The sequence below is a fragment of the Lentisphaera marina genome (genome assembly GCF_028745505.1).
GTDB classification, from domain to species: Bacteria; Verrucomicrobiota; Lentisphaeria; order Lentisphaerales; family Lentisphaeraceae; genus Lentisphaera; species Lentisphaera marina.
Genome location: NZ_JAQZZL010000002.1, coordinates 2158098 through 2177387, shown reverse-complemented (window position 1 = coordinate 2177387; position 19290 = coordinate 2158098). Strand labels below are relative to the sequence as shown.

Here is a 19290-nt window from a genome sequence, read left to right as displayed (position 1 = left end):
GTGTTCACTATATGGTTACAGTTTTTTGCGAAAAACCGCCTTAGAGGTGAAGCTAAATTTAAGTATGTATCAACTTTCTATGGGAGGGATGATCCTTACGAAATCTTCTAGGTTTTCTAGATCATCGGACCACACAATAAAAAGGTGCCACTGTGGTTTTTCACCTCTTAGTTTTAGTAAGGTATCTTTAGTGATGAATTCGCTGTAAGAGGCACAATTATCATCACCGTTTTGAAACCAATAAATAAATTCACGAGGAACACCATCTCGCATTAACTCTAGCTTTGATACAGATTTATGTGAAAAGGCTGCGTTAGAGATATTGATAGTCTCTCTAGATATGACATCCCATCCAATGCCAAATTGGCAATATTCTGGTGTATGAATATTCTCTCTATTTCCTTTGGAAGAAATAACCATCACACCAGCGGACTGATTTTCTTTGGTGTATAGTCTATTAATTACTTCATTACCCTCGGATTGAAGATCAAAGCCTTCCCAATTACTAATGTAGTATGGATAGTAAATTTTTTGTTCGGGTAGTTCACAGTTTATTTGGCGAATACTAAAGAGTTGAACACCGAGCAAAAGGCTACTAAAAAGAAATACAAAGTTGTAAGCAGATACAGGGATCGCATGCGTACAGGTGTATACTTGTTTTTTGAATTTAAAGACAAGGTATGTAAATAATATTACAGAAATTATGAGTTTAATAAATAGAGCTTCAACTAATTGAATATTTAACAATTCCATTAGTTTTTCATTGGTTTTTGGAAAACCAAAAAATATTATCACCAAAAGCGGTATTTTTTGTATAGTATTCACACTACCGCGTTGTGCCAAATTGAGTGCTGATAAGAGACATAGAAAAGATATACCTAGGATATAATTACCAGGACTATAGAAATAGATAAATGCAGTTATAATCAGAGTCACTGAGCAGAAGATTATTCCTTGCTTAAATTGGCTATAATTTTTTGGGCTGATTTTACTGTGGTATATGTAGGCAACAAACCCCCATAGGAAAAAGATGAATGAAGCTTGATCATTGTGGTTATACGATGTTCCTCCCCAATCGCGTATACATGCTGAAAAAAACGGAATCATACATAAAGTTAACAAAATTAAATTTGCGTAAAAAAGTGGGAATTTATAAATTCCTTTTTGTCTAGCGATAATTTTTTCAGCTAATTTCGTTAACAGATAAATTGAAATACTGAAAAAAACTAAACCAAGTAAGGTGTGTACAAAAGTATCGGCATGAATGATAACACCACTCCAAACACTTAGTGCTATTAAGCATGATATCCTTAACCCATTGAGAAGGATGGCTAAAGGTAAACTGATGACAATGAGTTGAAATTTACCCAGAAGATTTAAGTCTTTGGAAATGATGGCAATAAAACACGAGCTGATCATGGTTACTTTTATGGCTTTCGAGCCATTGCATGCAGGTATTATATCAAAGGTCATATTTGCCACTTCAAGTATTGTGAAGTTTCTATCAATACTAAAACCTGAAAATATTAAGACCTTTTCGGCAAAGATTGCAGATATTAGGCGAAGTTGCACCCCCCATAAATCATTAGCAATATCAATTATTTCAGTGATGGCTAGAAATGAAAGAAGGATAATGAAACATGATGAGATTACAGATTTTCTGTGTGTTTTTTCAAACATCTTAACACCTCATTTTTTCTTGTTTCATCCCATACTAAGTCACGATTAGTGAGTAATTGTGTGAGCATCCGCTTATATATTTTTGGATTAGTTGATTTATAGGTATCTGCCAAAATAAGTTCTTGTTCTATATTTAAATTATCTTTTTGTTTAAGTAGAGTTTGAAGTTCCTTATTGTTACCATTGATTTTAAGAATTTGAACTAGTGTATCCAAGGTTTGTTGAGTCGGAGCTCTTTGATAGTTTAATTGTGCTAGAGATAAATATTGCAGTACCTTATCATCTTTTGCTTTTAGTAAACAAGAGAGGTAATTGTTGGAGATGAGAGTGTTATTTTCTTGTAATTGCAATGCTTGATGGAAACATTTTGCAGCTTGAGTAAAATCACCTTGTTTGAATGAAAATTGTGCTAGAGATTGCCATAGATTAAATGGCTTATTAGTTTTAGATATGATTTCGTCGCGTTCCTCGTGTAAGCTCAAAGCATGTAAACTTAGGCATTTAAAATGAAGTGATTTTGGATCTGTTTTTTCACCAATCATTTCTAATGCTTTCTTGTACTGTTTATTTTCAATGACATTAGCAAGCTTTAAATACTCTAACTCATGAAATGCTATTAGTTGGCGATCATTATTTAAGATTGTATCCCATTGATTAAGGGGTGTTTTAATTAAAACTCTTGATATGTTTTTCTTTATAAGTTTTTTGTTATCAGATTTCCGTGCATAATCTAATGATTTAGAATGATTGCCTAGGCAGTAATGCATTTCGGAAATAAGGCTGAGGAAATTTATATCATTCTGAATTTCTATTGACTTTATTTGAGCCAGAGTTGTTTCTATTAAGTAATAATTTTCAACATTGGGAAAACTTTGATATATTTTAATAAGTGATTGAGCTTTGATAATGAGCGCTTGATTCAAGTTTCCATGTGCCAAAATAAGTCCTTGAGCGTATTGAAAAGATTCAGTATATTTTTTTAATTCATAGGCTTTAGTTGCGAGCATAAGTATGGCTTCTGCATCATTTATTTTAATCAGTCTAGCTAAATCATTTTGCATACCAGCAAAATCATTTTCTTGGGATTTAATCCAAGCACTACACAATAAAATTTTTCTAGAGCAAACGTTTGTATTGAGGTAAGGTTTTAGAATTTTTGTGGCGTCAGTTAATTTATTTTTTGAGTAGAGGTAAAGAGCGAGGTCGGTGGCGGCATCTTCATTACCTTGGGAATTCAGTTTAGTCCAAATCGCTACGGCTTCAGATGCTTGTGTTTTAACTAATAAATTAGCTTTAATCAATTGTTTTTTTGTTTCGTTGATGTCCTTAGATTGATTCATGACTTCAATTAAATTATCAGCCTTTACTTGTGGTTTCTTCAGTTTTTTCTGTTGATAAGCACTATTCTTTTTTACATCACCCTGAATTTTATTTTTATTATAGAGAGCAACAGATTCTTCTGAGTAAGATTTTTTGTGGATTTGTGCTAAGACTTTCTGCGAGGATTGATAGCGTCCAGAAAGATTTAGAACCAAAGCGTTATTGTATAGATAAACAGGTGAATTGATAAAGCCATAATGAACTCCTAGCAGTTGGTCCATTTTACGGTTTGCTTCACTAGTTTGTAGAAAACTCATCGCTTCAAAGAGTTTGTTGGACATTATAAGTACACGACTATTTAAGAAGTTTTCAACGATGTGATTAGCCGTATTTAATTTGAATTTTATTGTTCTATCTCCATGGAGGTAGGCTTTGAAATTAGAGTAAAATTGAATTTCCTTTTCAATAATTTTTTGATTTATAAAAAGCTCAAAATATTGACTCTTCCCAGAGATGTCAAAAATAGCTTTGCAGTCTTTGTTAGCGGCCATGAGAATATCATCTATGTAAAGATTGGAACCCTGCAATTGTAATCTTGCATAAAAAAGGTACATGCGAGCATTGTAGGCACATGCTAGATTATTAACTCCAAGTTCCCGTGAAAAAATGATTTCGGCAAGTTGATCATGTGCTACTTGATAATTTTTGGTACTTAAATGCATAATGGCTTGTTTAAGTTTCCATTCCAGGTTGTCTGGGTAACGTGAAGTGATTTGTGTTGCGGTTAGAACGGAGGATTTATTAAGGTTTTGTATAAGCTCAAGAGAGTAAATGGCATTGAGAGTATAAAAGTTATGACTAAGGTTTTCCTGTGTATTTATATCTTTCAAGAAATCATAAGCTTCGCGATATTTATATTCACTCATGTAACTACGAGCGATCATATTTTTAGCTTCTATGAGAGAACTTTTATTCCAGCAAAGACGAGCTTCATTTTTAAGCTTCATATCATGATAAATTAAGCCTAGCCTAAGCTGCTGCAGATCCTGATTAGCTAATTGATTTACATATTCTATTGCTTCTGAACTAATACCTGTTTTTTGATCCAAGCCTTTCAAGACGTATATGGATCTCATATTATTTACAGATAACGGACTTGATGATTTGTCACCAAATATTTCTTTGATAGCATCTAAAGATAGTTCTGGAGCATCAATTTTTTCTAGGTATTGAATCGCATCAATTGTGGTATCCTTCGACTTACTTTTAACAGGTGTTTGTTTTTTCTCGATGAGAAAAAAGCTAGTTAGTCCTATTGTGAAGAATAATGCAATACTAAGAATAAAGATTCGCATCGACTTATCCAAAGCTCAGTTCATTATTTGAATAATACTTTTTATATAGGATTGCGGCGGCGATTATAAGTAGCATGTAAAATTCGGGTTCAGGTGCACCGGCAGGAGCAATGGGAACCTTTGAAAAAGATCCTGCCTCGATAAAGACCGCTGAATCCCAAAGTGCATCACCAGCATCAGCAACGGCAAGTTTTAAATTGTATGTTTCGCCAGCGATAAGCCCCGTTAATTTAGCGGTAAATGTATTTGTAAAACCATCGAATGATAAGTCAAAATCTTTATTACTACTTGGGTCATGATGGGGGTCATTATTATTGAAATAAGCTTCATTAGTATCTTGATTGATACTATTGATTGCAACTATATCATTTCCTCCAGGAAGAAGTGCATAATTCTCTCCGTTAATAAAAAAACCAAAAGTGTCGTTGTAAGAACTACCAACCCATTCAGTATATTCCTCCGATGCAAATGCATAGTTAAAGTAAGCGCTATCACCTTGGGTGGTGAAATCAAATTCTAGGCTTGTTGCATCATAAGTTTTAAAACCCGGTATCAAATTATCTAAATCATTATCACCAGAACTATTTAAGTTAGTAGAAGTTTGTCCGGACGAGTTAATGGCACTTATAGTTTGTACATCTCCCGTAGAAATAATGATACCACTGTCCATCCCTAATCCAGCATCAAGACCGTTGTCAAAATATCCTAAAGCACGATCGTCTCCGTTGTAAGTAATGTTAGAGATAGTGACTCCAGGATTGATGTACGCTTCTTCATCAATCAACGTGTTAACAAGGTTATTTACATTATCAAATTCAGATATGATTATGTCTGCTTTTAAAGATACATGCAATAATAGCATTAGTGAGATAAGAATTTTCATTTTGGCACCTTTTATTTTATATGTTGAGATCCTTAAAGAAAAAATAATGCAGAGTTCAATTAAAAAGACATAAGTCATTGCTTATAAATAATTTAACTTTTTGTGATTCTGGGTGATAGTTTGCCGTGTGCGGATTTTGATACAGGGAATGTTACATAATATTAACAGAATATATATTTTCCTTATTTTTAGATAAAAACATGCATTTTCAAGATTTTATTTTTTTGTAAAGCAAAGTAAATCAATTGTTTGTGACTTTGTTTGATTTACTGTTCCAGGTGTTTGCTAACAGCTTCTCCAAACAGAAGGAGAAAACTAATGAATATCAAAAAAGTCGCAATTATAATGAGATCTAAAAATGAGCAACCCTATGTCAGAGAAGCACTCGAAAACTTATTGAGTCAGACTTATTCTGCTTACAATTTATATAACGTGGATTCAGGCTCAACTGATGGGACTTTAGAAGTTGTACAAGTCTTTAGTGAGTCAGTAAAAAAGATTTCGTCAGACAGTTATGTGCCAGGAACCGTATTAAACGACATGATCTCGAATTGCGATGAAGAGATCGTTGTCTTTCTGAATGCAGATGCCATTCCTCAAGATATCGATTGGTTAAGAAAGCTCTTAGAGCCTATTCTAGAAAATAGAGCCGATGCCACTTTTAGTCGCCAATTAGCTAGAGATGATGCTCATTTTATTGTGAAGTATGATTATTCGAGAACTTACAAGCAATATGATCATAGTGAAGATGATCACAAACGTTTCTCCGCTGTTGCCTGTGCCTTCAAAAGAGAAGTTTGGGAAAAGGTTCAATTCTATGCGGATGGTTATGCCGAAGACTTAGTTTGGGCTATTCAATGTCACCGTGAAGGCTTTCGTTTTAAATATGTTCATGATGCGGTGGTTGAACACTCGCATAACTATGGCATCAAAAGTTTGTTTAGAAAAAAATTCCGTCATGGTATTGTGTATTATCGCTTACAAATGCTCAAACCTTCTGTATTTCGGCAACTCTACTTGTGTGCAAGAGAGTTGGCACGTGACCTCATAAAATCATTTAAAAAATTAAATCTTAAAACAATTCCCTATAATATTCTTTACAGAGTGACTATTCATTTAGCTTTGTATCGCGGGGTGAAAATTGCGGCGCGTCGCAAGGAGGCAAAACTATGAGTAAGTATACAGTTAATGCAGGTGAGAAATTTGACCTCACAGTTGACCAAGACTTATGTCGTATCGTGGCCAAATGTCTAAAGTCAAAGTACTCCCAATATATAAAAGCCATAGTTCTTATGGGGTCATACGGAAGAGGTGAAGGCACTGCTTTTCAAGGTGAGCAAGGCTTACAACCTTTTAATGATTATGACTTAGTGGTTGTCGGTCTGAGTATGAATGAATGGAAGCGTCGAAAAATTCAGAAGGATTTTCATCGTTTAGAGGCAGAATTGGGAGATGAAATTGGTATAACAGTAGATCTTTTTCTTCATACTGAAAATAGTCTCAAACGAGCCGATGCAAGTCTGATGAATTACGAGATGAAATATGGCCACAAAGTCGTCTATGGTGACCAAGCGATTTTGGACCTAATGCCAGAGTACACTACAGTTGATCTCTCTGAAGCGACGCGTTTACTCTTGAACCGAGGAAAGCTTTTGCTAGATATTTCTACAAGTTTGAGCAGCGGTGGGATTGATCAAGCTGACCAGTTAAAATTCAAGAAGTTTTTGAATAAAATTGTTTTAGCCATGGGAGATGCAGCTTTAATGGCTTCTGGTTTCCGCGGTATCTACTACAAAGATAAATTATCAGAAATTGAAAAAATTAGAGGTTTTCAAAACTGCTCTTGGTTGATCGAAGAATACCAATCTGCAGTTGCTTTTAAATTTATTGGCGACGCCGACTTATTACCGAAAGATATTGAAAGTTATTACGAAGAACTCAACGAGAAATTTCTGCAATTTTACTATGATTTCGAGAGTATAAGACTGAAAAAAGACGTTCATGAATACAGTCATTATTTTGATGTCATGTGCCATAAAAATAAACAATCCTCTTGGAGAAAATCGCTGCGACATTTGTACTTAAATTTTCGTGGTTTTGGCTTCTCTAATTTTGAAGATCTCAACTGGTGCAAAAAGCATCCAAGAGAACGTTTATTTACAATTTTTCCCTTACTCATAAAACAAAAACTGAGTTTTAAAGAATGTGTTCTTGTGAGTCGAGTCCAAGGATGTGATCAAAATCAAGAAAAGTGTCAACAAAAATTTTATCAACTAAGGGAGATGTACCTATGAAAAAAGAAAAATTAGCATTGTTTTTATTTGTGGATGCATTCGGGTGGGAAATCCTTCAGAAAAACTCTTTTTTCCTCAACGATAAGATTCAAGACATGCGTAAACTAGAGACTGTATTTGGTTACTCAAGCGCCTGTGATCCATCGATAATATCAGGGAAAAGTCCCAGTGAGCACGGTCATTGGAATTCTTTTTACTATGCTCCCAAAACTTGTCCATATAAATGGCTGAAATATTTACGTCTACTGCCCGATAAATTAATGAATCATCATCGCGTTCGTTCAAAATTGAGTAGTTGGATTAAAAAAATTCATGGTTTCACAGGTTATTTTATGCTTTATAATGTTCCCTTTAAATATTTACCTATGTTCGATTATGCGGAAAAAAAGAGGATTTGGGAGCCAGGAGGCTTAAACCAAGGTGAAAGTATTTTTGATGAATTACAAAAGAAGAATGTAAATTTTCATACACACCATTACGGACAAAGTGATGATGCTAAAATTTCTAAACTTGAAACTAAACTCAAAAATCAAAGTATTGAATTCGCCTATGTTTCAATGGGAGGATTAGATTCGCTCATGCACGGTGTGGGAACTCAAGATAAAAAGGTTGAAGAGAAAATTCATTGGTACGATAAGCGCTTGAGAAAAACTTTGGAAATTGCCGAAAATAATTATGAAGACGTGAAGTTTTATGTTTTTACAGATCATGGTATGCACGATACACATTCTATTTTTGATCTACAGTCTGCAGTTGCTTCCCTCGGACTAGAATATGATAAGGATTTTGTAGCGGTTTATGATTCGACTATGGCGCGCTTTTGGTACTTCAATGATAATGCTAGGAACAAAGTCAGAACTTTGCTTAGGGAGTCAGGAAGAGGGCGTATTTTAGAAGACAAAGAATTAAAAGAAATGGGAGTGTTTTTCGAGGATCAAAAATTTGGAGAAGATATATTTTTAATGAATTCTGGAGAGCAGATTTGTCCAAGTTATATGGGAGAAAATTTCACTCCAGGCCTACATGGTTATGACCCGAAAGATAAAGACTCTTACGCGCAAATATGCGGCAACAGCAAGTTGAGAAGCGATTTAAAATCAATTAAAGATATTTACAAAGTAATGATAGATGAAATGAATTGGCTACTTAGTTAATATGTCCAGTATTTTTACAGCTAAGGCACTACGCTCCGTTCCTTGGATGCTATCGGCAAAGGCAGTTAGTTTTGTCGTTTATTTTTTTGTGTCGATTATGATTGTCAAAGCTTTGAGTCCAGAGGATTATGGAGTTTTAGCGTTATCGAAAAACTTTGGGCAATATCTTATTATCTTTTGTGCTCTTGGCCTAAATACCTGTATTTTACGCTACTTACCAGAGATTGAATTGGAGAAAAACTATTCGAGTATAAAAGCATTTTTATGTCGTAGTTTATTCTGCCAATTTACGAGCTGGTTAATATGTATATCATTTATCTACCTCATAAAAGCTCAGGTGTTTCAATATTTAAGCACTAGCTCAGATTATTTACTCTTTTTGGTGTTTGTGTGGATTTTAGCCTGGGTGGTCAAAAATACGGTGACAGATAGCTTAACAGCTTTATTTGAAGCGAAGACAGTTGCCATGATAGCAGTACTGCAATCCGCTTTGGTTTTTATGGCTATTTTATGGGTATGTTCTCAAGAAGAGATTCATATCGAATACATATTATTTGCGGAATTCGCAGCACTAGGAATTACAACTTTATGTGGTTTATTTCGTTTAAGAAAATGTCTCCAAAAACCAAGTATAAAGAATGGCATTTCAATTGCTGGTCGACGTGTAATTAAATTAGCCAGTCCAGTCTGGTTTAATGGCTTACTACGTTCCTTAATGTTACAGTATACAGAAGTTTTTGTCTTGGCCTATTGCTTCATGCCTGCAGTAGCTGGTTTTTATGAGTTGGGATATAGCTTACCTCTATTGGCGATAACCTTTATCCCCATGGCTTTACAAACACTTTTCTCATCTGCATTCGCAGAAGCTTATCAAAGAGACAAGAAGCTTCTGCCAAAAATGGTGAACTCAATGTTTAAAGTATTGATCTTACTTTCAGCACCTTTGGCGGCTACGGGATTTTTATTTTCAGAAGCATTGGTTGGTAAGCTGTATGGAGAAGACATGCAGCAAGCGGGCTCAGTTGCTAAATACTTTAGCTTAATTCATGTTTTACCACTTATATCAATGCCTTTATCTATGGCTGTCACAACTCTGGAAAAAAATTCACGTACAGTGGGACTCCTTATTTTGCAGGTCATTGTTAACATATCATTAGATATTATTCTAATTCCTACATATGGTTTAAATGGTGCTGTAGCCGCAGTCTTTATGACCTTTGTATTAACAATTCCTATTAGATTGAGCGTTATTCGTCGTTTAATTGGAGGTATATGGTTCCCATTTAAATTTTTCCTAAAAATTATTCTAACGGTCTCCTTTTTAAGTTTTATGTGTAGCTTGCTACCAAGCAGAACTAGCCTGTGGGCTGAGTTTGCTTTAGCTACTCTATTTATTGCTAGTAATTTTGTGATCTTATGGCGATTAAATTTACTTGATCCCTTATTAGAAATAATTAATAAGAAATCTTCAAAGTAAGCGTGAATTATGTGTCACTAAATAGTGATTAATGTGTGAAATGTTAGACTTATGACCTGAATAATAAGTTGAAAATAATTCATAAGTAATTGAAATAAATATACTTAAGATTATCTATCTGTTTTGTGCACGGCGTTTTTTATATAGTTCCTAAAATTAAGGGAACTAAAATGATTATCACAAATACCAACATCTTCGGCATTCCAGTTTCGACTTTGAACAAAAAGGAAACTATAAATGTAATTCATGAATTACTAAAACGTTACGATCGTGAAAAAAAAGCTCAGTATGTAGCTACTTTAAACATGGATTTTTTGTCTAACTGTTTCAATACGTTTAGCTTGAAAGTAAAAAATGAAGAGCTTTATGATACACTGAAAAATGCAGACTTAGTTACTGCAGATGGGATGCCAATTGTTTGCTTTGGGAAAATGAACAATGCAACCATGAAAGAACGTGTTACGGGTGCAGACATGGTCTTTGATATAGCTCGTTATGCAGCGCTTCTAGGACACAAAATTTTCTACATTGGGGAAAGTACTCAATTATCTCGCAAAGCTCATCGCAGTTTAAAGGATAAGTACCCTCGTTTAAAAGCTGCAGGTTTTGCTTCTCCAATGGTATCTAAAGAAGGAGAAGTTTTAGATGATGAGCAACTCATAGAAAAAATTAATAATTCAGGAGCAAAAATTCTTTTTCTAGGCTTAGGTAACCCTAAACAAGAAATGTTTTTTAGACGTTATAAGGACCAACTTCAGGTACCAGTAAGCATCGGTATTGGTGGTAGTTATAATTTCATAAGTGGAGAAGTGAACCGCGCACCTCAAGCTATTCAAAATTTAGGACTTGAGTGGGCCTATCGTTTGATCATGGAGCCTAGAAAGCTCTGGAGAAGATACTTCCGCCAAATCCTGTTATTGATGTCATTTATCGTTCATGGCCGTTTAAACTTGCTCAATTGGTTTAACCATAAAGTTCTCAAATTACAAGATCATTGGGATGGCTTGAATGGATCAATAAAAGTTGTAGGTAGCTTTAACAAAAAAATGTTAAATAAAGTCTCTAGTTTAATCAGTCAAGATGGTTTTAAACAAATGGATATCAGTGATTTAACTACAGCAGACAACCACAGTATTGCGGTCTTAAGAAAGATTTGTCGCATCAATCAGGTGTCATTGATCAGCAATGATTTTAATATTGAGAAGCAAAAACCCACCAAACTGTTTAGAAGAGCAACTAAATCACTTATTACTCGCGTGATGTAGGAGCGTGATGTGGATTGGGATAAAAAACATAAAAGTCTGAGCTTTAGAGATTTGAATTTGCAAGACTTCATTAACAATGAGCCTCAACCCTCTGATAATCAAATGATTACTAAAAATCAAGTGGGAAAAATCAAAGACACTGAACTTGAAAGTTCAATAGATTTAGCTTGTCGTCACCCTTTTACAAGTGGGGTGTGTAAAACCTTCGATAAAAAAAATATCGCCGCTAATTTCGATTGGGCTACCATCTTGATGGACATTAAAAAGAAGTTGCCTTATCTATCTGTTCTGGTGATTTTAGTTACGATTGGAGCAATTTATTTTACTCATTCAAAATGGGAAGAGAAGCAAGCATATTTTTCTAAAAGTCAATTGCTTTATAACGAAGTAAAATTTGAGAGTAAACAAGTTCTCCCCACTAGCACAAGCCTTGCAATGATTCAACACAAAGAACTTTTAGAAAAAGCATTGAGCTCTCTCCCCGAGTATAAAACTGTTAGTAACTTAAAAGCATCTGTAAATGTGAACTTCGACAAAAAATCTAAGCTCGTAAGTATAGAGGTGAATTCGAAAAATAAACAAGAAGCTATTGATACAGCTAACATTTTGAGTGATTTGGCAATTGAAGCTAGTCAAAACTTTTACTACCGCTATTTCCAAGAGAAATTTAGTAACTTGTCAAAACAAGTGAAACTTTCGGAACAAGATATGCTTGTACAAGATAGAATGATTACTGAAGCTATGAAGAAAAACGGCGCCATAAATACCCGTGAACAATATCGGATTATAATGGAAGCTATGAGTCTGCAGGAGCGTAATTTACTCGAAGCTAGGATTGATCAAAAGAAGCAAGAAGTTCAGCTAGAGGTTTTAAAAAATGAGTATGCTAAAATGCCTGATGAAGTCATCAGAAACTCATATGAGGATAATCCATTAAAAGCGCAACTAACTAATACAAAAATGGCTCTTTTGAGCGCGCAATCTATATACGGCGAGGGTAATCCGAATATCATGGCAATTAAGGAAAAAATTGCTGGCCTTAAAAAGCAGCTCGCATCCCAAGATATTCAATCAACGCTACAGAAAGTCTACATGCCCAACTTAAAGAAACAGGAAGTTTACATGGAAATAGCTAGAGCTGAGGGACAGTTGAAATCTGCTTCTAATCGCATTTACTCTATAATGGCCAATTTAGAGCAGCAAAAAAAAGAGCTTTATACAGTTCCTGAAAAGGAAATGAAACTAGATGATACTCTACGTAAAAGAGAAGCAACAGCCAAGTTGTTAGATGTATTGCGTAAAAAGCAACAAGACGTAGAAATCATGATGAGAAGTGAGATTAAAGACTTAAAGCTCTATGAGCAGGCTGATCAAGCCAGCTTAATTCAGCCGGTCAAGTTACTGGCGGTGGCTCCTGGTGCGTTTATTTTCAGCCTTATTGTAAGCGCACTATATTTACTGGTGAAATGTGTTCTTGATCAATCAATCAAAACAAAAAAACATTTAGATATTAACTTCACAATCCCCTGTGTAGTACAGCTTGTAGATAGTCACAATACGAACAAGCATTTATTTAATGAGTTCACCAATTTGGTCGGAATTAAAGCGAATCAAAATTCAAACAATATTATATGTCTTCAATCTAAAGATGAATGTCATGCGGCGGATGATTTAGTTGAATTACTTGCAGTGAATAAGAAAAAAGTACTTTTGTGTACATTTGGCGATATTCAGGAAATCGATGACTCCACAGAAGAAAAATCAAAGGCATGGGACCTCTCATTTGAGAATGATAAAGCACATGATTTGATAGATAAAGCCGATGTATTGATGGATGGTAAAGAAATCCCACTAAGCGTACTCGATCGCTTGAAAGCGTTGAGTTTTGAGTATGATTTTATTATTGTGTCCTTACCCTCTGAAGAAATTCAAAAAACATATTTGGGCTTAATCAACTTCTCAGACTGGTATTTTTATGTTGTAGATGCTTGTCAAACCAAGCGTGCCAATTTAGTGAAAAAGCTTAAAGAAATGGAATTTAAGGGCGTATGTCCTGAAGGCTTCATTTTGGATAGAGTCAAAGAATCTTTTTTACAGGTATAATGATGAGAACGCTACTATTACTAAGCACTTTATTCTTTTTCTTGTCATGTGCGACGCACAGGAAGCCAGTAAAATTAGTGGGCTATCCAAAACTGACAAAGGAAAAAGTAGCTCAGAAAAAAGAAATTGATCCTAAGTATTTTTCACCCTATAAAAAAGAAAGAAATTACGTCGAAATAGGCGATGAACTAGAGATCTCAGTTTTTGGTCAAAGAAATACACTCAGTAAAGTCACGGTTGCTCCAGATGGAAAAGTTTATTACCTTTTCGGAGTGATAGTTCAAGGCGAAGGTTTGTATGTGGAAGAAATTGCTTCACAAGTACAAAATGGATTAAGTCACTTGTTTAATAATCCAGAAGTTTCAGTTCTGCCCGTCAATAGTCTTAGTAGTAGCTTTTCGATTATTGGGAAAGTGAAATCTCCGGGCCAATATAAACTTTTAAGCTCACTCACCTTACGACAAGCTGTTACTCAAGCTGGCGGTCTGATGGATGGCGTCTTTCGCGGTACTACAATTAAAGTGGCATCCTTAAAAAAATCTTTTATTATTCGCGATGGTCAACAGATCCCCGTTGATTTTCACGCATTAATTGAAAAAGGAGACGCAAGTCAAAACGTATTTGTTCACCCCGGCGATTATATCTACATTGCTTCGGGCTTATCGCAAGAAGTTTATATTCTAGGGGCTGTAAAAGCGGCGTACCCAGCGGCCTATAATGATGAGATGACTATCATTAGCCTACTATCGGAAAGTGGTCGAGGCTTGACTCCTGATGCCTACCTAAAGCAGGTCTTGATCGTACGTGGAGATTTACAAGATCCAGAAGTTTATGAAGTCAATTTAGAAGCCATTTTGAGCGGTGAAGAATACGATGTGTATCTTCAACCTGGAGATATCATTTTCGTCCCCGAGAAGCCTTACAAATTTTTAGTTGAGTTAACAAGGTTAGCCTGCAACGTCTTCGCAAGTTCTTTCGGCCGTCGAGTTGGTAGAGATTTTTCAGAAGATGTACTTGGTTTGGAGGATAAAGAATGAACAAGCTATTATTAATTCTATTAGTTTTACCACTTATGCTTTTTGCAGATACCGAGGTAGCAGCAGTAGGGAAATTGCAGCAAGTCCCTGAATCTATAAAAGCAGAGGAACCCCCTGAATCACCAAAAGCAGAGGAAACTCCTGAATCGCTAAAAGCAGAGGAAACTCCTGAATCACCAAAATCGGAGGCCCCCCCTGAATCACCAAAAGCAGATCATTCATCTGAACCAGTAGAATATAAGCTCGGTAATGGAGATATTATAAAGATTAGTATATATGGAACTATTCAAGAAGAAAGAACCTTGATCATTGATTCACGTGGTTACATATCGTATTTGTTAACTGGTCCAGTTAAAGCTAGTGAAAAAACAATTGTAGAATTACGAGAAGAAATACAAAATATTATTCGTACGAAGAGAAAGCATACTATCGTTAGTGTCGTACCAATCTCCTTTAACAGTCAAAGTTACACAATAGGCGGACAAATAAAGTTTCCTGGAAAAAAAGTTCTCAATGGTAAGGTTACCATACTGGAGGCCATAGCTAATTCAGGTGGATTTAAAAGTGGTGAGTTTAGGAATTCAACGGTCGATTTAGCGGACCTTGAGCATGCCTTTCTAATGCGAGATGGAAAACAGTTAAAAGTAGATTTTACAGCTTTAGTTTTAAAAGGTGAAACTAAGTATGACCTAAGATTGAATAATGGTGATTATCTTCATATTCCGAGTGCCTTATCGAAGAAAGTGTATACTCTGGGTCAAGTGAATTATCCGCGTCAAATAATGTATCTCAATAGTCTGACTCTTATCCAAGCGATTACGGAATCTCGAGGTATTAAGGAATATGCCTCACCCAATGTTATCGTCATTAGAGGTTCACTCAGTAAACCCGAAAAATTAGTTTTTAACATAAACGAAATTCTACATGGTGACAAAGCTGATGTACTACTTAAACCTGGCGACATAGTCTATGTGCCAGAAGATTCAACTGCTGATTTAGAACGTCTAGCAAAGGTGGCGATTAGAGCTTTTGTTCAAACAGTCGCATCATCTGCCGCAGCCAACACAATCGACGAAAATTATTAATTATAAACTGGAGAATAAAATGAAAATATTACTTGGTGGAGTTCCATTTGGAAGAAATAATATTGGTGATGAAGCGATACTAGAAGGGGTGGTGACGATGATTCGACAGATCAAAAGCGATGCTCAAATTTGTGTTAGTACTGATGACGAAAAAGGAACGCAAAAGCATTTGAAAATAAATACCTGCCCGCTCTTTGGTTTTAGTCATGTTGATTATGATCCTAAAGCAGCTCAACAACTTATCAAAGAACATGATTTATTTATTTGGAGCGGCGCAACGGGCTTATCAGATTATCCTGATGATGCCATGGAGATTTTGAGTATGTGCAAAAATGTAAACACTCCTTTTGTCGTTTTTGGGACTGGCATGAATTCAGAATTGAATCCCGCTAAATTCACTCTTCAGGATGGTCGTAAGAAAGATTTATTATCAGGTTTAAGTAAGCTTTCGGGTCATACAATTGACTTTGCGAGTATGTACGAATCACGCCAAGTGAAAAAAATGATTAGTAAGATGGGGCGAGTTTTAAGTGAAGCAAAACTCGTAGCACTACGCAATGAAGATAGCTGTAAGAACCTCAAAGATATGTGTCAGCAAATCAATATATCTCGTGCAGCAGATTTGGCTTTGGTCCTTAAAGCAGATGAAACTAGTTTATCAAAATTGGATAAAACAACTCGTCATTTGCTCGGTCAGAAAAGAAAAAAAATTGCCGTGTGTATTTCAGCACAACGCTGCGTCAATAATTTATTAGACTTAGCGAACAAAATGGATCATTGGATCGAAAAATTCTCTGCTAATATCTTCTTTATCCCCATGAATCCGATAACAGATGCGGAATTAATGACTCAAATGATGGCTTTGATGAAGAATAAAGAAAATTGCACAGTCGTCAAAAATTGTTTACACCCTCGTGATGTCGTAGCACTTACAGCACAAATGGATACGATTATTAGTAGTCGTTTGCACTTACTTATCTTAGGTTCGATTAACCACATTCCACTCATTGGTATTAGCCGAGGTAGTAAAGTTGATACTTTTTTGAAACGTTTTGACATACAATCATGTGGATCTGTAGAATCTGTGAAGCTCAATCTTATGGAAGAGCAGATTGGATCGCATATAAATAACAAAGCTATTTTTGAGCTTAAAAGTAAAGAAGTTCGTGAAAAAATGATGAAAGACTTAAAACTGGCATTGGATATGCTTCACTCTGTTTTAGAACAAACAGAGGAGAACAACCATGCCCGCTCAGCTTGACAGTGTATATCACATAGCCCGACGCTTCGTTTTAGACAAATGGGGTGGTACAGAAGCAGTTGTTTATAACTACTGTACACAAATGAAAAAAAATGGTATCAACAATCATATTTATACAACCGACATATTTTGTGATCAAAAAGAAGATGATTTAGAAGGTGTTAAAATACACCGTTTCTCTTATATATTCCCCTGGCTCTTTCTGAGTGCCGAAGCCAAAGAAAAACTTAAATTAAAGGGGGGGAGTCCACTCTCTTTGAGTATGCTTTTTCGCTTACTATTTGCTAAACGTCCATCTGTCATTCACACACATGTACAGCATCGTCTAGGTGGTATCGCTAGAACAGTAGCAAAATTTAAAAAAATACCTTATGTGGTCAGTCTCCATGGCAATTACCTAACACTGCCTCAATCAGAAGCTAAGAAAATGATGAGTCCTTTTAAGGGTAAGTTCGAGTGGGGGAAAGCCTTTGGCTTTTTATTGGGGTCTAGAAAAACTGTGTCTGGAGCAGATGCGGTAATATGCGTCGATCGCAATGAATACCAAAAACTTCAAGAGCGTTACCCAAGAAAAAAAATTGTCTATTTTCCCAATGGAGTTGAGATCGAAAAATTTGAGGGTAAAACAGGGCTGAGCTTTAAAAAGCAGTATGGCATAAAGGATAGTGAGAAATATATCCTCTGTCTATCACGAATTGATTTTCAAAAAAATCAGCGATTACTCGTTAAAGCCTTTGCTAAATACAGCCAAACTCACCCAGACTATAAACTTGTTATTGCAGGTCCCATAACAGTTGAAGATTATCACAAATCTATACTCGACGATATTAGTGCTTATGGTCTTGAAAACAAAGTAATTATTATACCGGGCTTTAAACCTCAAGATCCAATGATTGCAGAAGCCTATGCAGGGGCTGATTTTTTTGTATTACCCTCATTACATGAACCTTTTGGAATTGTCATATTAGAAGCTTGGGCCGCTGGCACACCCGTTATCGCATCACGTCTTCCAGGTATAGAAGCCTTTAGTACAGATCGAGATAATATCTTGCATTTTGAATCTGATAATGAACACGATCTTTTAAGTAAAATGCATCACTTAGATAGTCCGGAACTCAAAGCTTCTTTGAAGCGTAATGCCTCTGCGGAAGTTCTTAATTACAGTTGGCAAGCCTTAGTAGAAAAACTACAAAATCTTTATTGTGAACTTATTGAAAAAAAAGGAGTTACAAAATGAATGTAGCCTTATCATCATTTGTCTTACAGGGTGGGAAAAGCGGTGTCGCTCGTTATGTAATGGACCTAGTAAAAGCCATGCATGATGTGAAACAAGTCAGCACATTGAAAATGCTTTTACCGCAAAATGATAGTCATCTCATCGCAAAACAGGATCATCTCAAATTTAATATTTCTACAAGTATGGTTTCAAATCCGGTACTGAATATCTTATGGCACAATACTTATTTGCCACTTTCAAATATTCTTAAAAATGTAGATTTACTTCACGTGCCTAGCTATCGTAGAATTCCTTATGTGAAGAAGTGCCCACTCATTGCCACGGTTCACGACTTGGCGACTTTTAATATTGATGGGAAATATGATAAGATGCGCATGTTTTATAATCGTAAGATTGTTCCATCTTTGATAAGACGTTGTGATCGAATTATAACCGTAAGTGAATTTTCTAAGAAAGATATTGTTAAGTTTATTGGTTATGATGAAGATAAAATTGACGTTATTTATTCTGGGATTAATCACAATTTGTTTTATCCTCGAATCAAGGAACATGCCAAACAACAAATAAAAGAAGAATTTGGCTTCGATAGTCCATTCATGTGTTATGTTTCAAGAATTGAACCCAAAGGCAAAAATCATTTTCGCTTACTCCAAGCTTTTGAGAAATTCAAAAAACGTCACCCCAGTGATTATAAATTACTACTAGTGGGTTCAGATTGGAATGGTGCCGCAGAATTTCATCAACGTGTCAATGAATCACCTGTCAAAGATGATATTGTCTTTACTGGTTTCACCGCCAATGGCATGCTACCGGTGATTTATTCTGCAGCCGAACTCTGCGTTTATCCGTCTTTATTTGAGGGTTTTGGTTTTCCTGTGATCGAAGCAATGGCTTGTGGAGCACCCGTAATATGCTCCAATACGAGTTCCTTACTAGAAATTTCAGAGGGTAGAGTCCCAAACTTTGATCCCTACAGCGTAGAGGAGATTTATTCCTGTATGCGTACAACTTTAGATAGCCCCAATTTCAATCAAGATATCGATAAGAATTATGATTATGCCAATAGTTTTTGTTGGGATAGAACGGCAAAAAATGTTTACTCATCTTATCAAAAATGTCTTGCAGAGACTCAGAGGTAA

At 35.6% G+C, this 19290-nt stretch carries 14 protein-coding genes; 11 read left to right on the top strand and 3 right to left on the bottom strand.

Annotated elements, in window-relative coordinates:
* Positions 1–69: 69 nt before the first annotated feature.
* Genes PQO01_RS19925 through PQO01_RS19915 form a run of 3 tightly spaced genes read right to left on the bottom strand, consistent with a single transcriptional unit; the run spans position 70 to position 5238 of the window.
* Complete coding sequence (locus PQO01_RS19925) at positions 70–1680, bottom strand: archaeosortase/exosortase family protein (protein WP_274315985.1); 1611 nt, start codon at positions 1678–1680, stop codon at positions 70–72.
* Positions 1650–4355 carry a tetratricopeptide repeat protein gene (locus PQO01_RS19920; protein WP_274315984.1) on the bottom strand — a complete coding sequence of 902 codons (2706 nt, stop codon included), beginning with the start codon at positions 4353–4355 and terminating at the stop codon, positions 1650–1652. The genes PQO01_RS19925 and PQO01_RS19920 overlap by 31 nt, the downstream gene beginning before the upstream one ends.
* A gap of 4 nt (positions 4356–4359) precedes the next feature.
* Entirely contained in the window at positions 4360–5238 is an 879-nt protein-coding gene (locus PQO01_RS19915; protein ID WP_274315983.1) for a choice-of-anchor L domain-containing protein, read from the bottom strand.
* A 318-nt stretch (positions 5239–5556) separates the two neighbouring features.
* On the opposite strand from PQO01_RS19915, the gene PQO01_RS19910 reads away from it, so the two are divergent.
* The 11 genes from PQO01_RS19910 to PQO01_RS19860 all read left to right on the top strand — a co-directional run bounded on the left by PQO01_RS19910 (position 5557) and on the right by PQO01_RS19860 (position 19290).
* The gene (locus PQO01_RS19910; protein WP_274315982.1) at positions 5557–6411 is read left to right on the top strand and encodes a glycosyltransferase family 2 protein; all 855 of its coding nucleotides are present in this window, start codon (positions 5557–5559) and stop codon (positions 6409–6411) included.
* The gene (locus PQO01_RS19905) at positions 6408–7532 is read left to right on the top strand and encodes a nucleotidyltransferase domain-containing protein (protein ID WP_274315981.1); all 1125 of its coding nucleotides are present in this window, start codon (positions 6408–6410) and stop codon (positions 7530–7532) included. Before PQO01_RS19910 ends, PQO01_RS19905 begins: the two co-directional genes overlap by 4 nt.
* The gene (locus PQO01_RS19900; protein ID WP_274315980.1) at positions 7529–8686 is read left to right on the top strand and encodes an alkaline phosphatase family protein; all 1158 of its coding nucleotides are present in this window, start codon (positions 7529–7531) and stop codon (positions 8684–8686) included. Before PQO01_RS19905 ends, PQO01_RS19900 begins: the two co-directional genes overlap by 4 nt.
* Position 8687: 1 nt before the next feature.
* Positions 8688–10163, top strand: a complete 1476-nt coding sequence (locus PQO01_RS19895; protein ID WP_274315979.1) for an oligosaccharide flippase family protein — start codon at positions 8688–8690, stop codon at positions 10161–10163.
* 170 nt (positions 10164–10333) lie between these two features.
* The gene (locus PQO01_RS19890) at positions 10334–11428 is read left to right on the top strand and encodes a WecB/TagA/CpsF family glycosyltransferase (RefSeq protein ID WP_274315978.1); all 1095 of its coding nucleotides are present in this window, start codon (positions 10334–10336) and stop codon (positions 11426–11428) included.
* 9 nt (positions 11429–11437) lie between these two features.
* Positions 11438–13531: a GumC family protein gene (locus PQO01_RS19885; RefSeq protein ID WP_274315977.1), complete on the top strand. Its 2094-nt coding sequence runs from the start codon at positions 11438–11440 to the stop codon at positions 13529–13531.
* Positions 13532–13533: 2 nt separating this feature from the next.
* The gene (locus tag PQO01_RS19880) at positions 13534–14568 is read left to right on the top strand and encodes a polysaccharide biosynthesis/export family protein (RefSeq protein WP_274315976.1); all 1035 of its coding nucleotides are present in this window, start codon (positions 13534–13536) and stop codon (positions 14566–14568) included.
* Complete coding sequence (locus tag PQO01_RS19875; protein WP_274315975.1) at positions 14565–15653, top strand: polysaccharide biosynthesis/export family protein; 1089 nt, start codon at positions 14565–14567, stop codon at positions 15651–15653. The genes PQO01_RS19880 and PQO01_RS19875 overlap by 4 nt, the downstream gene beginning before the upstream one ends.
* Before the next feature lie 19 nt (positions 15654–15672).
* Positions 15673–16914 (top strand): polysaccharide pyruvyl transferase family protein, encoded by a 1242-nt coding sequence (locus PQO01_RS19870; protein WP_274315974.1) that lies wholly within the window; start codon positions 15673–15675, stop codon positions 16912–16914.
* Positions 16898–18151 (top strand): glycosyltransferase family 4 protein, encoded by a 1254-nt coding sequence (locus PQO01_RS19865; protein ID WP_274315973.1) that lies wholly within the window; start codon positions 16898–16900, stop codon positions 18149–18151. Before PQO01_RS19870 ends, PQO01_RS19865 begins: the two co-directional genes overlap by 17 nt.
* Entirely contained in the window at positions 18148–19290 is a 1143-nt protein-coding gene (locus PQO01_RS19860) for a glycosyltransferase family 4 protein (protein WP_274315972.1), read from the top strand. The genes PQO01_RS19865 and PQO01_RS19860 overlap by 4 nt, the downstream gene beginning before the upstream one ends.

What these genes read in the sequence shown, in the direction of transcription:
- PQO01_RS19865 (WP_274315973.1), top strand. Translation starts at nt 16,898, where the DNA reads ATGCCCGCTCAGCTTGACAGTGTATATCACATAGCCCGACGCTTCGTT.
- PQO01_RS19910 (WP_274315982.1), top strand. Translation starts at nt 5,557, where the DNA reads ATGAATATCAAAAAAGTCGCAATTATAATGAGATCTAAAAATGAGCAA.
- PQO01_RS19860 (WP_274315972.1), top strand. Translation starts at nt 18,148, where the DNA reads ATGAATGTAGCCTTATCATCATTTGTCTTACAGGGTGGGAAAAGCGGT.
- PQO01_RS19895 (WP_274315979.1), top strand. Translation starts at nt 8,688, where the DNA reads ATGTCCAGTATTTTTACAGCTAAGGCACTACGCTCCGTTCCTTGGATG.
- PQO01_RS19900 (WP_274315980.1), top strand. Translation starts at nt 7,529, where the DNA reads ATGAAAAAAGAAAAATTAGCATTGTTTTTATTTGTGGATGCATTCGGG.
- PQO01_RS19870 (WP_274315974.1), top strand. Translation starts at nt 15,673, where the DNA reads ATGAAAATATTACTTGGTGGAGTTCCATTTGGAAGAAATAATATTGGT.
- PQO01_RS19880 (WP_274315976.1), top strand. Translation starts at nt 13,534, where the DNA reads ATGAGAACGCTACTATTACTAAGCACTTTATTCTTTTTCTTGTCATGT.
- PQO01_RS19925 (WP_274315985.1), bottom strand. Translation starts at nt 1,680, where the DNA reads ATGTTTGAAAAAACACACAGAAAATCTGTAATCTCATCATGTTTCATT.
- PQO01_RS19915 (WP_274315983.1), bottom strand. Translation starts at nt 5,238, where the DNA reads ATGAAAATTCTTATCTCACTAATGCTATTATTGCATGTATCTTTAAAA.
- PQO01_RS19905 (WP_274315981.1), top strand. Translation starts at nt 6,408, where the DNA reads ATGAGTAAGTATACAGTTAATGCAGGTGAGAAATTTGACCTCACAGTT.
- PQO01_RS19875 (WP_274315975.1), top strand. Translation starts at nt 14,565, where the DNA reads ATGAACAAGCTATTATTAATTCTATTAGTTTTACCACTTATGCTTTTT.
- PQO01_RS19890 (WP_274315978.1), top strand. Translation starts at nt 10,334, where the DNA reads ATGATTATCACAAATACCAACATCTTCGGCATTCCAGTTTCGACTTTG.
- PQO01_RS19920 (WP_274315984.1), bottom strand. Translation starts at nt 4,355, where the DNA reads ATGCGAATCTTTATTCTTAGTATTGCATTATTCTTCACAATAGGACTA.